27 protein-coding genes are annotated in these 20415 nt (G+C 50.0%); all 27 read left to right on the top strand.

The window, feature by feature from the left end; translation table 11 throughout:
* Positions 1-82 precede the first annotated feature (82 nt).
* The gene (locus BLW29_RS05070) at positions 83-712 is read left to right on the top strand and encodes a YphA family membrane protein (protein WP_090976754.1); all 630 of its coding nucleotides are present in this window, start codon (positions 83-85) and stop codon (positions 710-712) included.
* Between the two features lie 3 nt (positions 713-715).
* Complete coding sequence (locus BLW29_RS05065) at positions 716-1654, top strand: YIEGIA family protein (RefSeq protein WP_090976752.1); 939 nt, start codon at positions 716-718, stop codon at positions 1652-1654.
* Positions 1647-1829: a capping complex subunit for YIEGIA gene (locus BLW29_RS05060; protein ID WP_090976750.1), complete on the top strand. Its 183-nt coding sequence runs from the start codon at positions 1647-1649 to the stop codon at positions 1827-1829. The genes BLW29_RS05065 and BLW29_RS05060 overlap by 8 nt, the downstream gene beginning before the upstream one ends.
* A 142-nt stretch (positions 1830-1971) precedes the next feature.
* Entirely contained in the window at positions 1972-3294 is a 1323-nt protein-coding gene (gene der, locus BLW29_RS05055) for a ribosome biogenesis GTPase Der (protein WP_090976749.1), read from the top strand.
* Positions 3295-3373: 79 nt separating this feature from the next.
* Positions 3374-3973: a glycerol-3-phosphate 1-O-acyltransferase PlsY gene (plsY, locus tag BLW29_RS05050; protein ID WP_090977158.1), complete on the top strand. Its 600-nt coding sequence runs from the start codon at positions 3374-3376 to the stop codon at positions 3971-3973.
* A 12-nt stretch (positions 3974-3985) separates the two neighbouring features.
* Positions 3986-5008, top strand: a complete 1023-nt coding sequence (locus BLW29_RS05045; protein WP_090976748.1) for an NAD(P)H-dependent glycerol-3-phosphate dehydrogenase — start codon at positions 3986-3988, stop codon at positions 5006-5008.
* A gap of 119 nt (positions 5009-5127) precedes the next feature.
* Positions 5128-5409, top strand: coding sequence for a stage VI sporulation protein F (locus tag BLW29_RS05040; protein WP_090976747.1), 282 nt, complete (start codon positions 5128-5130; stop codon positions 5407-5409).
* 178 nt (positions 5410-5587) lie between these two features.
* Complete coding sequence (locus BLW29_RS05035) at positions 5588-5767, top strand: DUF2768 family protein (protein ID WP_090976746.1); 180 nt, start codon at positions 5588-5590, stop codon at positions 5765-5767.
* A 52-nt stretch (positions 5768-5819) separates the two neighbouring features.
* Positions 5820-6116 (top strand): 2Fe-2S iron-sulfur cluster-binding protein, encoded by a 297-nt coding sequence (locus tag BLW29_RS05030; RefSeq protein WP_090976745.1) that lies wholly within the window; start codon positions 5820-5822, stop codon positions 6114-6116.
* The gene (locus tag BLW29_RS05025) at positions 6116-6712 is read left to right on the top strand and encodes a hypothetical protein (RefSeq protein ID WP_090976744.1); all 597 of its coding nucleotides are present in this window, start codon (positions 6116-6118) and stop codon (positions 6710-6712) included. The genes BLW29_RS05030 and BLW29_RS05025 overlap by 1 nt, the downstream gene beginning before the upstream one ends.
* Before the next feature lie 42 nt (positions 6713-6754).
* Positions 6755-7102 carry a 2Fe-2S iron-sulfur cluster-binding protein gene (locus BLW29_RS05020; protein ID WP_090976743.1) on the top strand — a complete coding sequence of 116 codons (348 nt, stop codon included), beginning with the start codon at positions 6755-6757 and terminating at the stop codon, positions 7100-7102.
* Between the two features lie 15 nt (positions 7103-7117).
* Complete coding sequence (locus BLW29_RS05015) at positions 7118-7849, top strand: hypothetical protein (protein WP_090976742.1); 732 nt, start codon at positions 7118-7120, stop codon at positions 7847-7849.
* A 339-nt stretch (positions 7850-8188) separates the two neighbouring features.
* Entirely contained in the window at positions 8189-9667 is a 1479-nt protein-coding gene (gene spoIVA, locus BLW29_RS05010) for a stage IV sporulation protein A (RefSeq protein ID WP_090976741.1), read from the top strand.
* Between the two features lie 286 nt (positions 9668-9953).
* Complete coding sequence (locus tag BLW29_RS05005) at positions 9954-10229, top strand: HU family DNA-binding protein (RefSeq protein WP_090976740.1); 276 nt, start codon at positions 9954-9956, stop codon at positions 10227-10229.
* A 260-nt stretch (positions 10230-10489) separates the two neighbouring features.
* A complete protein-coding gene (gene mtrB / locus BLW29_RS05000; protein WP_090976739.1) occupies positions 10490-10711 on the top strand; it encodes a trp RNA-binding attenuation protein MtrB in 222 nt (73 codons plus the stop codon).
* 81 nt (positions 10712-10792) lie between these two features.
* On the top strand, positions 10793-11326 hold the full coding sequence (locus tag BLW29_RS04995) for a hypothetical protein (protein WP_090976737.1): 534 nt from the start codon (positions 10793-10795) through the stop codon (positions 11324-11326).
* Positions 11327-11438: 112 nt separating this feature from the next.
* On the top strand, positions 11439-12308 hold the full coding sequence (locus tag BLW29_RS04990; protein ID WP_090976735.1) for a heptaprenyl diphosphate synthase component 1: 870 nt from the start codon (positions 11439-11441) through the stop codon (positions 12306-12308).
* Between the two features lie 10 nt (positions 12309-12318).
* Positions 12319-13038: a demethylmenaquinone methyltransferase gene (locus tag BLW29_RS04985; protein WP_090976733.1), complete on the top strand. Its 720-nt coding sequence runs from the start codon at positions 12319-12321 to the stop codon at positions 13036-13038.
* Positions 13035-13910 carry a UbiA-like polyprenyltransferase gene (locus BLW29_RS04980; protein WP_090976731.1) on the top strand — a complete coding sequence of 292 codons (876 nt, stop codon included), beginning with the start codon at positions 13035-13037 and terminating at the stop codon, positions 13908-13910. The genes BLW29_RS04985 and BLW29_RS04980 overlap by 4 nt, the downstream gene beginning before the upstream one ends.
* A gap of 29 nt (positions 13911-13939) precedes the next feature.
* On the top strand, positions 13940-14566 hold the full coding sequence (locus BLW29_RS04975) for a UbiX family flavin prenyltransferase (RefSeq protein WP_090977156.1): 627 nt from the start codon (positions 13940-13942) through the stop codon (positions 14564-14566).
* Positions 14529-15395 (top strand): menaquinone biosynthetic enzyme MqnA/MqnD family protein, encoded by an 867-nt coding sequence (locus tag BLW29_RS04970; protein ID WP_090976729.1) that lies wholly within the window; start codon positions 14529-14531, stop codon positions 15393-15395. The genes BLW29_RS04975 and BLW29_RS04970 overlap by 38 nt, the downstream gene beginning before the upstream one ends.
* Positions 15392-16366, top strand: coding sequence for a heptaprenyl diphosphate synthase component II (hepT, locus tag BLW29_RS04965; protein ID WP_090976727.1), 975 nt, complete (start codon positions 15392-15394; stop codon positions 16364-16366). Before BLW29_RS04970 ends, hepT begins: the two co-directional genes overlap by 4 nt.
* 21 nt (positions 16367-16387) lie before the next feature.
* A complete protein-coding gene (gene ndk, locus BLW29_RS04960; RefSeq protein ID WP_090976725.1) occupies positions 16388-16831 on the top strand; it encodes a nucleoside-diphosphate kinase in 444 nt (147 codons plus the stop codon).
* 78 nt (positions 16832-16909) lie between these two features.
* Complete coding sequence (locus BLW29_RS04955; protein WP_090976723.1) at positions 16910-17692, top strand: CheR family methyltransferase; 783 nt, start codon at positions 16910-16912, stop codon at positions 17690-17692.
* 69 nt (positions 17693-17761) lie between these two features.
* Positions 17762-17929: a hypothetical protein gene (locus tag BLW29_RS31325; RefSeq protein WP_177186486.1), complete on the top strand. Its 168-nt coding sequence runs from the start codon at positions 17762-17764 to the stop codon at positions 17927-17929.
* Positions 17930-18133: 204 nt separating this feature from the next.
* Entirely contained in the window at positions 18134-19303 is a 1170-nt protein-coding gene (gene aroC / locus BLW29_RS04950; protein ID WP_090976721.1) for a chorismate synthase, read from the top strand.
* Positions 19303-20415, top strand: coding sequence for a 3-dehydroquinate synthase (gene aroB, locus BLW29_RS04945; protein ID WP_090976719.1), 1113 nt, complete (start codon positions 19303-19305; stop codon positions 20413-20415). Before aroC ends, aroB begins: the two co-directional genes overlap by 1 nt.

Below are 20415 nucleotides of genomic sequence, written 5' to 3'. Positions count from 1 at the left end.
TGATTTCTGCCTTAATCAGGTCGAGCTGGATTAGGTTCACTCTCCTAAGCACATAATATAGGCCATAGAGAGGTGAAGCACAGTGAATGATGGGTTTATTGCGTTCTGGCTGCTGTCGATGGCTTTCATTCTCTACGTGACAGGCTGGAAAGAGCAAGTTGCGGAAGGGATGTCATCCCGGATGCTTGGATTATTTATTTTGGGAGCTTTATTGCTGCATGTCGCTGAACTTACAGTAAAGGAAAGTGTACTGATTACCGGTAGTGCAGCGCTCGCGATTGCTGTGGCATTCATTCAATTAGCCATGCTCCGTCATTTTGGAACCGTGTTGTTCGTTGTCTTCTCGGCGCTGCTTACCGGATTTATGTGGATGTGGGTGCGTTACATTTATGGCATGGATCCTGTATTCATCGTCTTGAATCCGGCATGGGATGGTCCGCTGCTTGCGGGATTATTTGCCGGTCTGCTGGCAGATCGCTTTCGCAGTCAATTCGTAATTGCCGTGTTTGCAGCCGTCTTCTCCCAGCTCGATTTGCTGATCAGTCCACTCGTCATAACGAAGCTGATGATGATCGGCTCCCCGGCGTGGTGGGATGGCTTAGTCATAGCACTTACTGCAGCACGAGTAACAGGTAACGTGAAGAACTGGGTAAAACAGAAAGCCGTCCGTTTCGTTGAAGGTCGAACAGGCGAGCGAGGAGGGAACGTATAGTACATGTGGGAGCAACTTTGGACACAGTTGAAAGCAGGACAACCGCATCATGTGCTGTATGGCATTATGTTGGGCGTCGTGTTTGGCGTAACCGCCAGATTAATTATGCTGCGAACGGACTATCGGCAATACCCGACCTATCCCCACGGCAGAATCATTCACATTTCGCTCGGCGTCATAGCCGCAGCACTAGGTGCAGTTGCAGTACCCGCGCTGTATAAGAAGGATTTCACAGCCATCACTTTTCTGACACTGGCTGCACAGCAGTTTCGTGATGTCCGCAAGATGGAACGGGAGACTTTGGATAAAATCGACAGCATGGAGCTTGTCCCTCGCGGAACAACTTATATCGAAGGGATAGCGATGGTTTTTGAGGGACGCAATTACCTCGTCATTCTATCCGCCTTATTGACTAGTCTTGCTTCATTGGCATTGGGGCTGCCTTTTGGCTTCGGGATGGGTCTGCTGTCGCTGCTGCTTGTCTATCGGTTGAAATCCGGCAAAGCCGTATCCCATATTGCCAAAGCCGAAATTGCAGATGTCAGAGTGGATGGTCCGGATCTGTATGTCGGCGACATTTACATTATGAATGTGGGATTAACGTCGAGCCAGCAGCTGATTGCCGAACGCGGACTGGGCATTATTCTGACGCCGTACAATCCGAATGGGAAAGCAACATTAAGCAACTTAGGACAAAGACAAGCCATCTTGTTCGATGTATCAACCATTCTGGGGGTGTACCGCGATGACGGCGAGCCTGCGCTTGTTCCCATGGCGAAGCTCGATATAAAAGACGGTAGGCTGGCGATATTCCTTATTCCTCAGGAAAAGGATGCAACGAAGGCGAAGATTATTGTGGAGAAGGTACCTATTCTGGAATCAGCAGTGCGTATGCCGACAGAAGCGAGTGTGAACAAGGGGAAGGGAGAACAGCATGGCTAAAATTGTGGCAATCGTGACGATGCAGCATGAGCAGGTAGGAGGAGGCGCCCCGATCTTCGTGGAACCTGACATCGCCAAACGAGAATCGACCGCATTTCTGCTCGAAAAGATATTGGATGCGAGCGTGCATGATTTGAAGAACGGCTGTTTCATATTGGTAGATCATCGCCAATAATGAAATGTTAGCCAATCCCGCTGTTTTTTGCTATGATGGTAGGCGTGAGTATTTGAGTATGCCCCTCTACTACTTGTTCTTAACATGAAGTGTAACTATTATAGTCGGCGTGAAGCCGGTTCATTATTGAGGAGTGAAAGATGTGTCTAAACCCATTATTGCCATAGTAGGTCGGCCTAATGTGGGGAAGTCTACGATATTTAACCGCGTTATTGGCGATCGGTTAGCCATTGTAGAAGACAAGCCTGGTGTAACTCGTGACCGATTGTACGGGACGGGAGAATGGAATGGTCGTGCTTTCAGTATTGTGGATACTGGCGGTATCGAAATTGACGGTGAAGATGAAATCATGAAGTCCGTTCGCATGCAAGCGGAACTGGCTGTTGAAGAAGCTGACGTCATCATTTTCATGGTAGATGCAAAAACCGGGTTGACCCACGCTGACGACGAGGTTGCACAAATGCTGCTTCGTTCACGCAAACCGATTGTGGTTGCGGTTAATAAAGTCGATAACTTAAATCGGCACGATGATATTTACGAATTTTATAACCTTGGCTTCGGTGATCCGATTGCGATCTCGGGCTCGCACGGAATGGGAATTGGCGATCTGCTGGATGCAGCGGTCGAGAAGCTTCCTGAAATTGTTGAAGATGATTACGATGATGACGTTATTCGGGTTGCGTTAATTGGACGGCCGAATGTGGGCAAGTCCTCTCTTGTTAATGCACTTCTTGGCGAAGAACGCGTCATTGTAAGCAATGTTGCGGGGACAACGCGTGACGCAATTGATACGCCGTTTGAGCGCGATGGGCAGAAGTACGTGCTGATCGACACAGCGGGGATGCGTAAGCGGGGCAAGGTATACGAGTCGACGGAGAAGTACAGCGTGATGCGTGCTCTTAAAGCGATTGAACGCGCAGACGTGGTGCTCGTACTGATCAATGGTGAGGAAGGGATCATTGAGCAGGACAAACATATCGCAGGTTACGCGCATGAAGCGGGTAAAGCTTCGATCTTTGTCGTCAACAAATGGGATGCTGTCGAGAAAGACGATAAGACGATGCAGCATTTTGAGAAGGATATCCGTGATCATTTCCTGTTTATGACGTATGCTCCGGTGATCTTCTTGTCCGCGTTGACCAAGCAACGGCTGCATAAGCTGCTGCCTGTTGTCTGTCATGTCTCGGAGCAGCATGCACTGCGTATTCAAACTCACTTGCTTAACGATGTGGTGTCTGACGCGATTGCGATTAATCCGCCGCCAACTGATAAAGGCAGACGTCTTCGGATTAACTATGTGACGCAGGTTGCGGTTAAACCGCCGACCATCGTACTGTTCGCGAACGATCCGGACATGATGCACTTCTCGTATGAGCGGTACCTTGAGAACAAGATCAGGGCAGCTTTCCAGTTCGAAGGCACGCCTGTACGTATTTTCACCAGAAAGAAATCCGACGAAGATTAAGATTACATGCTGCTGCTCGATTCTGGTGTCTCTGTTTATCGGGGCACCAGTTTCCTTATCTGAAGAAAGAGGCGAAATTATCGTGTTCACCATACTTGCGGTACTCATCAGTTATTTGTTAGGCTCGCTTTCATTTAGTATTCTAATTGCCAAATGGGTAAAAGGCATTGATATCCGCAATTTCGGCAGCGGGAATGCCGGTGCAACCAATACGCTGCGTGTGCTCGGTAAAGGTCCGGGAATCAGTGTGTTTCTGCTTGATATCGCCAAAGGAGTCGTTGCGGTACTGCTCGGCATCTATATGGCCGGAGGCGACTGGGGACCGGTTCTGTGCGGTTTAGCGGCGATTGCCGGACATAACTGGCCGGTATGGTTCGGATTCAAAGGCGGTAAAGGCATTGCCACAACGGTCGGCGTAATGGTAACGCTCGCGATTATTCCTGCCTTGATCGCAGGTGCGGTAGCGATCTTATCGATTGCGATTACGCGCTTCGTTTCGCTAGGATCGCTTATTTTTGCTGTGCTGATGCCAATCTTCGTATGGAATTTTGGCGATAAGCCATTCTCCTATGTATGGGCTAGTCTGATCGTCTGCGTGCTGGCTTTCGTTCGTCATCGTACGAACATTGTAAAGCTGCTGCAGGGGAAAGAGAATAAGCTTGGAGCGAGAAAAGGGTAAGGAGGCGAGTTCATGACGAACCGAAAAGCAGCGGTGCTCGTAGGCGGCAGCTGGGGTACTGCACTTGCGGCGGTATTAGCTGACAATAATTACGAGGTTTCCTTGTGGGCACGCAGTGAGACTCAGGTCGAAGAAATCAATACGCTGCATACCAATAGCCGATTCCTGAAGGATGCTATATTGCCGCACAACATAACGGCTACAACCGATATGGAAACAGCTGTAACAGGTGCTGAAATTGTATTGTTCGTTGCACCATCCTCAGCGATGCGCGATGTCGCGAAGCTGGCTGCTCCTTATATCGCAGAGGATGCCATCTGCATCCATGCGACGAAGGGGTTTGAGTCGGTTACTTACAAACGTATGACTACTGTGCTTCTCGAGGAATTGCTCATCACAGCAGATCGGCTGGTTGTATTGTCAGGACCAAGCCATGCTGAAGAGGTGGTCCGCAAACTGCCGACTACGGTCGTTGTTGCATCCGCAAACGTGGAAGCGGCTGAACAAGCGCAGGATGCACTCATTACACCTTATTTCCGCGTGTATACCAATAGGGATGTAATCGGAGTCGAGGTAGCCGGGGCAATCAAGAACATTATCGCGCTTGGAGCGGGACTCACCGACGGACTGGGCTTCGGCGACAATGCTAAGGCAGCGCTGCTTACGCGCGGGTTAGCCGAAATTAGTCGGCTTGGTAACGCAATGGGGGCCAATCCGCTTACTTTTGCCGGACTTGCAGGCGTAGGCGATCTGGTCGTTACGTGTACGAGTAAGCATAGCCGTAACTGGCGCGCAGGCGCTATGCTGGCTGAAGGCCTGTCGGTAGACGAAGTGTTAAGCCGTATGGGCATGGTCGTCGAGGGCGTGCGAACTACGAGTACTGCTCGTGAGTTAGCTCAAGAGTATGGCGTGGAAATGCCGATTACGGAGCAGCTATTCGCGGTTCTGTTCCAGAATAAGTCGCCACGCAGCGCCGTTGAATCCCTGATGGGTAGAGGTCGCACACACGAGACAGAGGACCTTCCGGGCGTATAGGATGGAAGTTCTTTAGCCTACACCAATCCCGTCCTTCCTTCATATGATGCTAGCAGCAGCCATCGGGGTTGCTCGCGAAGCGAGTTTTTACCATGTAAAAACTTGGAGGAGGGAAACTTTTGAGCGGAAAGAAAGATATCTCTAAAGATGTTCTGAGCGCTGTCAATAAAAAGACGGGCAAGCCAATTACCGAGAATGCGGTCAAGAAGCTAGCCAGCGGTGTTACGCAAGATACGATGCAGAGCGAAGAAGAACTGCGTAAGCTGATCCAATCCGTCTCCGCCATGGCGAAGGTGCCCGTATCGGAAAAAACGATCAATGACATCGTTGGAGCCGTCAAGAAGAGCGGCATGAATGTCAATAGCATGGAAATGCTGATGAAGCTGATGCTCAAGAAGTAATCATGAGGACTTAAGCACAAAGCGCCCGGCATTGTAAGTTTACCGCCGGTTTTCGCTTTCGCTGAAGTCCTTTTCTTTTTGCGCCAAATTCCGTTAATCGCGGCAATAGTAGCTGTTTAAACACGACAAGTGGTATAATAGAACGAATAATTGGTGCACAAGGTGGTTTGAGATCAAAATGGATCCAATGATGAAGATGTGGGTTTCATTCGTAGGTATCGGATTAATGGCAGTAGCGGCGGTATTGATATCGCTGGCAAGATTCAAGACCAAAGGCGTGCTTCGGATGCTGTTATCCATGACGGCCTTTTTCTTTCTGGTTATCGGCGGTTTTCTCGGTCTGATCTCCATTTCATAACAGCTGCCTATAAGACGAACTCGGATATGGAGTGGAAAAGGAGTAACGAACGATGCTGGAATTGAAGGGACGCTCTAAAAGTACGACGGTCTATCCGCTGCAGGGGATGTCGCTGCTCGATATGGCCATGAAGCATGATATCGACTGGGCTTTCTCTTGTTCACGGGGGACCTGTGCAAGATGCCGCTGCCTTATTGAAGAAGGCGCAGACTTTCTAGAGGAAGTAACGGATGCAGAATGGGACCGTCTTGAGCCAAGTGAGCTGGAGGAAGGCTATCGCCTCGGCTGCCAAGCGATCATCAAGAAGAATGCGGGCACGATTATTGCTGTGAACCGGCCATACTTCTGATGGACAGACGCAATCTCATGGAGGCCGCTGGGCCGTTCTACCGTGCGCTCGAAGTCATAGCAAAGGAAACGGCTCCTACTGGAGCTAAGTGGCTGATCGGCGGCAGTGCAGGGCTGCTGCTGCGAGGGCTGGCGTTAAGCGACCCGCCCCGGGACCTGGATCTATATGCAGATGATGCAGCTGCGGCTGCTCTTCATAAGGCGCTGCTTCCATACGCTGTAGATGAGCAGCATGAAAGTGTGAGTCCGATCTATCGATCGGTGCTCAGCCATTACCTGATTGAAGGTATTCAGGTTGAATTAGTCGGCGGATTTGTTGTATCTGCCGGAGAGGATCGTTATGCAGTAGAGGTCGAGGACGTTCTTGCTCCACTGCAAACGACTATTACAATAGGCGCCTGTAAGCTGGGCCTCGTCCCGCTCGCTCATGAGCTGTGGTTCAATGTGCTGCGAGAGCGAGAGGATCGCACACGGCTCATTGTTGCCCAAATGCGCCAAGAACCCGCTATCCACATGGGGGCTGCCGGAGTGATTGCGTCCGGAAATCAGCTTACCGAGAAGACGAAACAATATGTACAGCAATTGCTCAGAGGATAAATAGTACGGATTATGCAGGAAGCAGGAAGAGAGGGATTCGCCATGAATGTTCAAGTTACATTCCTCCCTTCCGGACGCAGTGTAACGGTACGTGCCGGGACAACGGTCCTGGATGCTGCCAGACGTGCCGGAGTACCCATTCGAACACGGTGTGACGGGAAAGCTGCATGTCTCATGTGTAAAGTAACAGCGCAGAACAGCTCCTCAGGACTGTCTCCGCTAAATGACAATGAGCGTTATAAGCTCGCAGGTCTAGACCGCTCGGGGACAAGGCTCGCTTGTCAGGCGAGAGTGTTTGGCCGTGCCGTAGTCGAGGTTCCGGAAGATCCGCTTCGCGCAGCAGTCAGAAGACAGATGATGCGCCAGGCGGAAGATGATGAATTATGGTAGGGGGAAGTTAGTGTCATGAAAGGCTTGAGAAAAGCGGCTGCAGCTATGGTGCTTGCACTTATGGCTGCTTTGCTGTCTGGCTGCCTGTATCCGGAAGACCAGATGGGACAATATCAGAAGCCGCCTAAAGATGCAATTCTAAATGTACAAACCGTTGTCGATCAATTCCAGAAGGATACAGGCTTGCTCCCGATGCAGAACAGCACCGAAGCGACGCCGGTTTACGAGAAATTCAAGGTTGATTTTGACAAATTGAAGAGAATGAATTACGTCTCGAGCATCCCAGAGACTGCGTACGAGCAGGGCGGAAGCTACTATTATCTCATCATTAACGAGGATACAGATCCTACTATAAAGCTTATGAATCTCGTTCTCTATCAACAAATGAATGATGTACAAGCAGCTGTTAAGTCGTATGCGGATGCGAGCAGCGGTAAACTTCCTGAAGGCCCGGCGCTTTATCCGGACTTCAAAGCCATCGATTTCGATGCGCTGGACCTGAAGGAGCCGGTACTTCACAGTATGTTCTCGGGGGGCATTTTGACCCCAATGATGGACGCTAAAGGCAATGTTTATATTGATTACGGTACGGATATTATGCAAGCCGTTTCCAAGCTGGACAGCGCCAAGAGGCCGGAGGAACACGCGGATTTACGCGCGCTCCTTGTAGATTCTTCAGACTTTGTACCTGTCAAATCTCCTGTATACCGTTTAGTAAACGGGGAGCCGCAGGCCGTTCTCAAATAACCCAATCGACTAGTTCCACCTCGGCTCTTGTCCGCTTCTGCGGGCAGGAGTTTTTTTGTCGTTCAGGCATAGCTTTGGTGTTTCTCTCATATATCTCAATCTTGGAAGGCCGGGAGCGGAGATGCTCAGCGAAATCGAAAGATTTCATGGAAGCAGTCGTCATAATGTGGCCTTGGACGCAATAAGCTATTACTAGTCCAAAATCATGTACGAGTTGCGTCGCTTGTTTGCAACTGTGGCAGGCGGGTAGCGGCGAACCCTGACGACGAACAGCAGGAGGAAAGCAGCAGTAACGGTACGTCCATGTACAGGCGAAATACGATTGGGAGGGGATATTCAGTGGAGAAAGTGGACATTTTCAAGGACATTGCCGAACGAACCGGCGGGGATATTTACCTCGGCGTCGTTGGTGCAGTCCGCACAGGCAAATCAACCTTCATCAAGCGGTTCATGGAGACGGTTGTGCTGCCGAACATCACGAACGATGCCGATCGGGTGAGAGCTATCGATGAACTGCCGCAAAGCGCAGCAGGCAAGACGATTATGACGACAGAGCCTAAATTCGTGCCGAACCAAGCTGTACAGCTTCGTGTGGCCGAGGGGCTTGATGTGAATGTCAGACTCGTTGATTGCGTTGGATATGCGGTAGTTGGTGCGAAAGGCTATGAGGATGAGAATGGCCCTAGAATGATTACTACGCCGTGGTTCGAGGAGCCGATTCCATTCCAGGAAGCGGCAGAGATCGGAACGCGCAAAGTCATTCAAGAGCATTCCACGCTCGGTGTCGTCGTGACGACAGACGGTACAATTGCGGAAATTCCGCGCAGCTCGTACGTCGAGGCAGAAGAACGCGTTGTCAATGAGCTCAAAGAGGTCGGTAAGCCGTTCGTCCTCATCGTGAACTCCACACGGCCGAAGAGCGACGAGGCACTTGCGCTTCGCAGCGAACTTCAGGCTAAGTACGACATCCCGGTCATTACGCTTAGCGTAGCGACGATGGGAGAAGAAGAAGTCATGTCGGTGCTTCGTGAAGTGCTTTACGAGTTCCCAGTGCATGAAGTGAACGTGAATCTTCCAAGCTGGGTCATGGTGCTGAACGATAATCACTGGCTGCGCAGCAACTACGAGAATTCGGTTCGCGATACGGTCAAAGATATCCGCCGTCTGCGCGATGTGGACCGAGTCGTCTCGCAGTTCATGGAATACGAATTCATCGCTCGTGCCGGACTAAGCGGCATGAACATGGGGCAAGGGGTCGCGGAAATCGACTTGTATGCACCGGATGAATTGTATGACCAAATCTTGATGGAAGTGGTCGGGGTTGAAATTCGCGGCAAAGACCACCTGCTGCAGCTCATGCAGGAGTTCTCCCATGCGAAGCGGGAATATGACCGGTTTGCGGAAGCGCTCGAAATGGTCAAAACGACAGGTTACGGCATAGCCGCGCCGTCGCTTGCCGAGATGGCGCTTGATGAGCCGGAGCTCATTCGCCAAGGCTCTCGATTCGGTGTTCGCTTGAAGGCGACTGCGCCTTCCATCCATATGATTCGCGTGGATGTGGAGTCCGAGTTCGCTCCGATTATCGGTACGGAGAAACAAAGCGAGGAATTGGTCCGCTACTTGATGCAAGATTTCGAGAACGACCCAATCAAGATCTGGGAGTCCGACATCTTCGGTCGCTCGCTCCATTCCATCGTAAGGGAAGGCATCCAAGGCAAAATTGCGATGATGCCTGACAATGCGCGCTATAAACTTCAGGAAACGCTGGGCAGAATCATCAACGAAGGCTCTGGCGGTCTGATTGCCATAATCTTGTAAAGCGGAAGAGACACGCGAACACAGCGTGTCTCTTTTTTGTCGTTTTCAGGGGTATTTCGGTGTGAAAAGCATGAAAAACCTAGAGTAATCCTCGGAAAAACTTGCTAAGCCTCTTGAAATTCTATAGCCAACTGTATTACTATAAATCTGTTCATGGTTCAGTATGCAGGATTTGCACAGAACGGAATTTCTTTGCACCAAGGCCTGCAGGTATATTTTCTGAGGTTTCGGTAAAACAGAATGATAATGATGTGCTTATGAACTGCCGTCAGGGGAGGTGAAAGAAATGAACAAAACGGAACTGATTGCGAAAGTAGCCGAATTGACTGACCTTTCCAAGAAAGATGCTTCCAAAGCGGTTGATGCCGTTTTTGATGCCATCTCCGACTCGCTGCAAGGCGGGGATAAAGTGCAATTGGTGGGATTTGGTAACTTCGAGGTGAAAAGCCGCGAAGCCCGTAAAGGTCGCAACCCGCAAACGGGTGAAGAGATCGACATCCCAGCAAGCAAAATCCCGTCTTTCAAAGCGGGTAAATCACTTAAAGATCTTGTCTCCAAATAAGAAACGGTTCAGACCGTTGATGACGTCCGGGTGCTTGCTGCATCCGGACGTTTTTCGTCTCCCAAGACAGATTCCGTTTCTATTGACAAGGGGAGTTAATTCCAGTAGACTTTTTCTTGCGGTTCTAGGGTTCGCCCGAATTCGTTCGAGAGAAGTCGTACATAACACGCCACAGCTGCTATCCTGAGCACGACGTTCGGGAGGCAGTTTTTTAACAGATACGGTTTAAGGGTTTAATTGACGATTAGGAGGCGGTATTCATGGAAGACAAGAATGGGGAATATATCGTCATTAAAGCGAAGTCCCAAGGCGTACAAGTCATCGGACTGACTCGCGGTCAAGATACGAAGTTTCATCACACGGAGAAGCTCGATAAAGGAGAAATCCTCATCTGCCAGTTTACGGACCACACGTCAGCGATCAAAATTCGCGGCAAAGCAACAGTGCTAACCAAGTATGGTACCGTCGATACAGAGGATTAAACCGAAAAGCAGGCATAGCCTGCTTTTTTAGTTTGTACACTAGAGTAGCAGGACATTCTGTGCGCGAGAGGCGGATGGTAGATGTCGCATTACAAGAGGCTGCTCTATGCGTGTGCGGTAACAGCAGCTGTTACCGTGTTACTGACAATACTCCCGTTAACGGATTCACGAATGCAGCAAGCCAAAGGCGATATTTCGGTCTTTCACCCCTTCCCGATTAAGCGCTTGAGTGCGGGGGTGATCGTAGATTCCATGCTTGGTCTTCATCTGGAGCTCGACGTGAAACGGGTAGAATGGAAAGGATCGGTGCTGTCGGTCGATTTATCTGCGGAGCATTATGGGAATGCTGTAGAGGAATGGATGAGCGATTTGCAGCGACTATTGGAATTTGCATTTGTACATACGGATAACGTGAGCCGTGTCTTAGTCCGATTCGTTACGCCTATGAAGGCGGAGAATGAGGATGAGCATCCCGTTAACAGATTGCTTGCTGCCGTCGATGTCAGGAGGAGCGATACCTGGCTGTCCACAGATCTGTCAAACTTAAGCGCCGCAGAACCATTTACGGACGAAATTTGGAGGCAGCGCCTGCGTTTGTCTATATCCCAGTTGTAGCGAAACGCCACACATAGTGCTATAATTGTTTAGATTATTAACAGATGATTGGTTTGGGGCAGCAGTAGGTTGAATCAGCTGTCATCTAAGTTTTGTCCGGAGGCTAGGCCAAATGAAACCATATAAGATACCTGAAATCGCAAAAAAGTACCTCGAATACGATATGATTCAAATGCATACGGAGCTGCCCGATTTTCCCGATTCGAGGATCAGGCTGCTCTTCACATTTCTAGCCAATCAACGAACGCCGCTGTTCCACAGTGAGCTCTATTCGCTTGTCACTTCCTTGGTACAGATGGGGATGGATACGCATGATCTCATCGATTCTGACAGCGGTCGCCTGCAAGAACGTGAGATGCGGTCACGCCAGTTGAAAGTGCTCGCAGGAGATTACTACAGCAGCCGATTCTATCAGCTGTTGTCGCAAGCGGGACAAGTGGATATGATTCGCCGCCTTAGCAGCGGTGTTTCAGAGGTCAATAAGCTGAAGGTAAACTTATACCTCAGAATGAAACAGCTGAAGCTGACGGCAGAAGAATATTTGATCCACTGCGTACAGCTGAAGACAGAGTTATTCCAAGCTTTCACAGACAGTATGGACGAGAAACTGACACGTGCCTGGACGGAACTGCTTCAAGGTTTCGGACGTTGCGAGGTCGTAATGGACGAGCTGATTCGCAGCGAGAAGCCAGAGCGATTCAGCGGAAGCTGGGCATACTGGCATGTGTGGAATAATGGAACCGACGAAGAGAAACGCAAGTTACTCGATCTTTCCACTGAGCCGTCCTACGCACAGTCATTGATCGCAAAATATGATATTCGCACACAATTGGCCGAGAAGCTGAAACAATCTGCTCTGCATGTACAATCGGTCGTTTCGTGTCTTGATTCCGATAAGCTCGTCCGCGAGTTGATGGGCATCGTAGAAACGTTTACGCGTCCTCTTGTACCTGCGGTATCGGCCCAAGGCGAGAGAAGGTAAGGAGACTACCATGCAATCCAAATCGAAGGAACAGCATGTGCATGCCGTTTTTGAAAGCATTGCACCAACGTACGACCTCATGAATGATTTAATCAGCTTCCGTCGACATAAGGCGTGGAGAAAATTTACGATGCGCAAGATGAATGTAAAGCCCGGAAATACGGCAATCGATTTGTGCTGCGGCACATGCGATTGGACAATTGCGCTTGCGAAGGCAAGTGAAAGCGGCGATGTGGTAGGGCTTGATTTCAGCGCAGGCATGCTTGAAGTAGGGAAGAAGAAAGTGAAGGGCGAGGGGCTTGATCGTCAAATCTCGCTCGTGCAAGGCAATGCGATGGAGCTGCCGTTCGAGGATAATCGTTTCGATTTCGCAACGATCGGTTTCGGACTTCGCAACGTACCTGATTTGGAGCAAGTGCTTCGCGAAATGATGCGAGTGGTGAAGCCCGGCGGACAAGTGGTATGCCTGGAGATGTCCAAACCTACTTGGCAGCCGTTCAAAGCAATCTATTATTTCTACTTCGAGCGCGTCATGCCTGCGATTGGCAAAATGGTCGCCAAGCGATACGAGCAATACAAATGGCTGCCGGAGTCGCTTAAAGCATTTCCGGACTCGAAGCAGCTTGCGGCGAAATACCGTGAAATCGGCCTTCAGCATGTTCGTGTATTTCCGTTAGCAGGCGGAGTCGCGGCATTACACATGGGGACGAAGGGAACGGACAACGCATGATTCGCAAATTCCGCATTATTTTAGAAATGATTAAGTTCGAACATACCATTTTCGCCTTACCGTTTGCTTTCATGGGCGCCATGCTTGGTGCGATCATTATGGAGAACCGGTACCCGGAATGGAGTGAAATCGGCTGGATTATCCTGGCGATGGTTGGTGCCAGGAGCGCCGCAATGGGGCTGAACCGCGTCATTGACCGCGTTATCGATGCCAAGAATCCACGTACCGCGAAACGGGCTATCCCGGCAGGCTTGCTGCGTGCAGGCGAAGTCGGCTTGTTCATAGCGGTGTCCTTTATCGTGTTATTCATTGCTGCCGCGCAGCTTGATCCGATTTGTATGAAACTGATGCCGATCGCGGTATTCATGCTTGTGCTTTATTCGTATACAAAACGTTTTACATGGCTTTGCCATGTCGTGCTTGGATTGACTATCGGTCTTGCACCGCTTGGCGGCTGGGTTGCCATTGCGGGACATTTCGAGCTGTCGGCTTGGGTGTTGTATGCAACGGTAGCTTGCTGGCTTGCCGGCTTCGATATCATATATGCTTGCCAAGACTTCGAATTTGACCGTAAGGAAGGCGTGCATTCGATTCCATCGCGGTTTGGTATGGTCGGAGCATTACAGCTATCGCGCGGGTTTCATCTGTTGACGAGTATCGGATTCATATCATTATATTGGTTAACTCCGCTTAGCTGGCTATATTTGATTGGTGCCATTATTTCCGTAGGCTTACTGTGCTATCAGCATATTCTGGTGAAACCGAATGATATGAGCCGCGTGCAAACTGCCTTCTTTACCATGAATGGAACACTCAGTGTTGTATTGTTTATCAGTGCGCTGCTCGATTTGGTGGTGCTTCACAAGTGGTAGAGCGAACTGCCGAAGTAACGCGCAAGCGTATGGTTGTCGGTATTACAGGAGCTAGCGGCGCGATCTACGGGATCAGGCTTATCAGCAGCCTTCTGGAAGGCGGGCTGAACGTACATCTTGTCGTAACGGAAGCAGGCTGGCGTGTACTGAAAGAAGAGCTTGGCTGGGACACGACGAAACGTCAGCAGGCGTTCGCCAATGTGTTTCCGGAAGAGATAGAAGCGGGGAGATTGATTTTGCATCCCAATGCGGACATCGGCGCCTCGATTGCAAGCGGTTCGTTCCAAGTGGAAGGCATGATCATCATGCCATGTTCGATGGGGACATTGGCCTCGATCGCACATGGCATTTCGGATGATTTGATGACACGTGCTGCGGATGTTATGCTGAAGGAAGGACGTAAGCTGATCCTTGTCCCTCGCGAGACGCCGCTGCATGCCATTCATCTGGAGAACATGCTGACGCTGGCTCGTCTTGGCGTTAAGCTGATTCCGGCGATGCCGGCTTTCTATCACGGGCCGCAAACAATTGACGATATCATTAATTTTCTAGTCGGGAAAGTGCTTGATCAGCTTCCGCTGGATCATGATTTGTACAGAAGATGGGGAGATGAACAGCATGGGGTTAAATCGCCCGATTACAGTCGGTCGCATTGACTATGCGAATAGTTGGCCTATTTTTCATTATGCGGAGGAGCGCTTGCCGAAGGAACGGTTCCAAATCGAGAAGCGTGTCCCGGCTGCATTGAATAAAGCTCTTCGGCAAGGTGAGATCGACATCACCTCGATGTCCTCGTTCGCCTATGCGGAAAATGCCAATGAATACTTGCTGCTGCCGAACTTATCGGTTAGTGCAAGGGGGCGCGTCAATTCGATTCTGCTGTTTCTAAAGAAACCGCTCGAAGAGGTGCTCCAAGGACGGATCGCGATGACGGCAACGTCCGCAACCTCCGTTAATTTACTCAAAATTCTAATGAAGCTTTATTATAAAGCAGAACCTTCATATATAACGATGGAGCCAAACCTGGACACCATGCTGGAGGAAGCGGATGCTGCACTTCTCATTGGGGATACAGCCATCCACGCATCATGGGCGAATAAGGAAAGAGGCATGGCCGTTATCGATTTGGGCGAGCTGTGGCGCAATTGGACAGGTTACGGTATGACTTTCGCGCTCGTGGCCATCCGCAAAGAAATTGCAGCTGCAGATCCGGAGGCGGTTTCGACTGTTCTGCAGGCGTTGACGGCAAGCAAGGACAGAAGTCTCAGCGACCTGCAGCCCCTGATTGATAAAGCCTGCACACTGTTAGGCGGGGAAGCAGCCTATTGGAAACGATATTTCAAAGAGCTGCACTATAACTTCGGAACGGACGAGCAGGCGGGTTTATCGTTGTATTTTGACTATGCGCATCAATTAGGATTGTTGTCGCATGAGGTTCAAATGCAATTTTTCTCAGACCAATCTGCCCTCAAGGTGAACAAATGAAACTACTTGATATCTATGCCAAAATGAAAAGCGATTTAGATGCAATCGAAAGTCAGCTGGCGCGCAGCGTTACTTCCGAGCATACGCTGCTCACGGATACATCGACGCATCTGCTCAAGGCAGGCGGCAAGCGGATACGTCCCGTCTTTGTGCTGCTTGCCGGTAAGTTTGGCACATACCGCCTGGATGTGCTCCAAAGAATTGCGGTACCGCTTGAACTCATTCATATGGCTTCTCTCGTGCATGATGATGTGATCGATAATGCCGAGACCCGTCGCGGTCAGCTTACGGTTAAATCCAAATGGGATAACCGAATTGCGATGTACACCGGCGATTATATTTACGGCAAAGCGCTTACGATTGTAACCGAGCTTGAGAACCCGCAAATTCATCAGATCTTATCCAAAGCCATGGTGCAAATGTGTATTGGGGAGATGGAGCAAATCCGTGACTTCTTCAATACCGAGCAATCGGTGCGCAACTACTTGCTTCGTATCCGGCGCAAGACGGCACTGTTAATCGCGATCAGCTGTCAGCTTGGCGCATTAGCGGCAGGTGCGGATCATAAGACGGCTAATTGCCTGTACCGGTTTGGCTATAATGTGGGCATGACTTTCCAAATTCGCGACGATCTGCTCGACTTGCTTGGCACCGAGAAACAGATCGGCAAACCGCCAGGTTCCGACATCAAACAAGGCAATATGACGCTTCCGGTACTGCTCGCGATGCAAGAACCATCCATTAAAGACGATTTGCTTGTAGAAATAAATAAAATCCGCGAGTCGAATGGAGCAGGTGAAACGAAAAAAGCGTTGAACATAATACGTAAGAGCGCCGGCATTCACACTGCGGATGCCATGGCGACAAGATATATGCATAAAGCGATTGAAGCTCTAAGGGAATTGCCGAACATTACGGCGAAGAAAAATTTGACGGATATTGCGCATTTTATTGCAAAACGAAACTACTAAAGCGTTTGGGAGGGAATTCAGATGGAAAGAACATTTCTAATGGTAAAGCCAGATGGCGTGCAACGCGGTTTGATCGGTGAAATCGTGTCCCGTTTTGAACGTAAGGGGCTAAAGCTCGTTGGAGCCAAATTTATGATGATCACGCCTGAACTGGCGGAACGTCATTATGCAGAGCACATCGGAAAGCCCTTTTATCCGCCGCTTGTAGCCTTTGTGACGTCAGGTCCGGTATTTGCTATGGTTTGGCAAGGGGATAATGTCATCGGACTAACACGGGCGATGATCGGCAAGACGAATGCGCTTGAAGCAGCACCGGGAACGATTCGTTCCGATTATGCAGTACATACGAATTTCAATCTTATTCATGGATCGGATTCACCGGAGAGTGCGGCACGTGAGATCGGGATTTTCTTCGCTCCTCATGAAATGGTGGACTACAACCAAACGATTCAGCAGTGGATTTAATGAACTAACGGACAAGCAATTCAACTGTGGAATTTAACTTCAGGCGGCCAAGTGTCTGCGACATCGGGGGAAAACATGATGGAGGACAAGGACTTTACGCTTTTCATCAAGAAAATCAAAGATAAAACAGCTATTGATCTTTCCCAGTACAAAGAAGCGCAGATGAAGCGGCGGTTGACGACGCTTAGGCAGAAGTACGGCTTCAATACATTCGCAGCCTATTGGGATGGCCTTGAGAAGGATAAGAAGCTGATGAACGAATTTCTCGATCGGATGACCATCAACGTGTCGGAGTTTTGGCGTAATCCGAGCCGCTGGGAAGCCATGGAGAAGAAGTTTTTACCCGAAATCGTGAAGAGTAATCCACGGGCCAAAATTTGGAGTGCAGCTTGTTCAACCGGGGAAGAGCCTTATACACTGTCCATGATTCTGGCTGAGCTCGGCGCGCAAGATAAGTCATCCATCCTTGCAACCGATCTGGATAATCTTGTTCTGCAGAAGGCGGCACAAGGCATTTATCAGGATCGTTCGATCCGCGAAGTTCCACGCACTTATATGAATAAATATTTTACGAAGCATGACGAAGATCATGTTGCTGTAGTCAATCAACTCAAGCGAAATATTACCTTTAAACAGCAGAATTTACTTCATGACACCTTTGACACCGGATTCGATGTCATCGTCTGCCGCAATGTCATGATCTACTTCACGGAAGAAGCCAAACATCTGCTCTATCATAAATTCTCGAAAGCGCTTAAGCCCGGCGGACTGCTGTTTGTAGGCAGCACGGAGCAAATTTTCTCGCCCGCGCAATATGATTTCGATTCGGTAGAAACATTCTTTTACCGCAAACGCGCGTAGCAGGGTATATCGTTTTCCATCTTCTCCAATACTAAAGCTATGAATAGTTTGGTTTAATGGAGGCGCAGCATGGATAAACGTAAGGTTATTTCGGCGTATAAGCGTGGATTCATCACGATCCAAGAATGCGCCCAAATTCTCGGCATTGATACGAGGCAAATGAACGGGCTCATGAATGATCCGCAATTGAATGAGGATTCGGATCGTCTGCGTGGACCGCAATCCGTGAATAGTTAATTTATTAAAGCTGGAAGGCTGCCCTTGTCACATCCTCTTCGGGAGGTGTGCGGGGCAGCTTTTTTAGTAAGGAGCCTTCCCAACCGGCGGCGTTCATTTCCTTGTCAAACCGGCGACGCTATACTATAATGAGCAAAGATATTTGGCAGAAATACATAACCGGAATATGCGTTTGCGGTGTTCAGAATGAGGGAGGGCTTTACCGTGAGTTTACGTTATTTGACAGCAGGAGAGACACATGGTCCACAGTTGACTGCAATAATTGAGGGGCTTCCGAGCAATTTGCAACTTGATTTTCAGGAGTTGAACTTCCAATTACACCGTAGGCAGAAGGGGCACGGCCGTGGCCGCCGCATGCAAATCGAGAAAGATACCGCTAACATTGTCGGTGGCGTTCGCCATGGTAAAACAACCGGAGCGCCTGTAGCATTGATTGTGGAGAATAATGACTGGAAGCACTGGACATCGGTGATGAACATCGAGCCGATTGAAGGCAGTGACGAAGAGAAACGCCGCGTTCATCGCCCGCGTCCCGGACATGCGGATTTAAACGGTGGACTTAAATACAATTTGAAGGATCTGCGCAATGTGCTTGAGCGCTCCAGTGCCCGCGAAACGGCAGCACGCGTAGCGGTTGGGGCAGTTGCTCGCCAATTCCTTGCTGCATTCGGCATTAAAGTAGGTGGACAAGTCATTCGAATCGGTGAAATTGAAGCGCCTGCGAATCAGCTTCCGCTGGATGAATTAGTCCGTTTGACTGAGGAGTCTCCCGTACGTGTCGTTGACAAGGAAACTGAAGAGAAAATGACTGCGTATATCGATCAGATCAAAGCTGAAGGCGATTCCATCGGCGGAATTGTGGAATGTATCGTGGAAGGCGTACCGATCGGACTTGGCAGCCACGTGCAGTACGACCGCAAGCTGGACGGTCGGATCGCTCAGGCGGTCATGTCGATCAATGCCTTCAAAGGCTGCGAAATCGGTATTGGTTTCGAAGCCGGAACCATCCGCGGCTCGCAAGTGCATGATGAGATCATGTACTCGGAAGAACGCGGCTACTATAGAGCGACTAACCGTCTAGGTGGATTCGAAGGCGGAATGACGAACGGGGAACAAATCGTCGTGCGCGGCGTTATGAAACCAATCCCGACCTTATATAAACCGCTGCAAAGCGTAGATATCGACACAAGAGAGCCATTCACTGCCCAAGTAGAACGCTCGGACAGCTGCGCCGTACCTGCTGCAAGCGTCGTCATGGAGCATGTTGTGGCATGGGAAGTAGCCAGAGCGTTTCTGGAGAAATTCGGCGGCGACTCCATGGAAGAAATTACGGCGAACTACAACAACTACTTGGCGCAGTTGAGGAGCTACTAATGAGCGGCGCTCATCGTGAACTGACCGTCGAGCTTGGCGAGCGTTCCTACCCGATCTATATCGGGGAAGGCGTGTTGGATGAAGCAGGTAGCCTGTTTACCGAACGCGGCATCAGCAAGAAGTCGCCTCTTATGATCATTACAGATACGAATGTCGTCGCACAGAAGCATTTGGACCATCTTACAAATGTGCTGACTACAGCGGGTTTTACGGTTGTATCAGCCGTAGTTCCGGCGGGAGAGGGTTCCAAATCCCTCACTCAATTGGAAAAATTGATCGGGCTTGCGCTGGAGCATGGCCTTGACCGCAAATCGACAATTGTTGCACTGGGAGGCGGCGTGGTCGGTGATCTTGCCGGCTTCGTTGCCGCATCTTTCATGCGCGGCATTAAATTCGTGCAGGTTCCGACGACGATCCTTGCGCATGACAGCAGTGTCGGTGGAAAGGTCGCGGTCAACCACCCGCTTGCGAAGAATATTATCGGAGCTTTTCATCAACCTGAGCTCGTGCTGTATGATTTGAAAACACTGCAAACCTTGCCTGAACGCGAAGTAAAGGCGGGCTTGTCGGAAGTTGTGAAGCATGGGTTGATTTGGGATGCATCTTTCGTAACTTGGTGTGACGAGAATGCAGATAAGCTGACTTCGCTTGATCCTGACGCGCTTGGCTATGCGCTCTACAAAGGCTGCAGTGTTAAAGCGGCAGTCGTCTCGAAGGATGAGCGAGAGAACGATCTTCGCGCGATTCTTAATCTGGGGCATACCATCGGTCATGCGCTTGAGGCGGTCGCTGGCTACGGAGAGCTTTTACACGGTGAAGCGATAGCGATCGGTATGGTTGGAGCTGCAAAGCTTGCGGTTCGTCTGGGGGCTTCTGAAGAGGTCTACACGGTGACCAAGCATGTGCTTCAGCGAGTAGGTTTGCCGGTGCGACTGCCTGCACATCTGGATACGGATGAAATCATGCGTGCCATGATGCACGATAAGAAGTTCCAAGAAGGTACAATGGTCTATATTGTGCCAACAGCAATTGGCGTCGTGGAAATCAACAAATCGGTTTCCACCTCTCTCATTCGGGAGATCGTGGAACAATTGAAACAGGAGGCCATCTAG

The sequence above is a fragment of the Paenibacillus sp. CF384 genome (assembly GCF_900106745.1).
Classification (GTDB): Bacteria; Bacillota; Bacilli; order Paenibacillales; family Paenibacillaceae; genus Paenibacillus_Z.
Note: the sequence above shows the minus strand (reverse complement) of the source record. Positions and strands in the feature narration are given on the sequence as shown.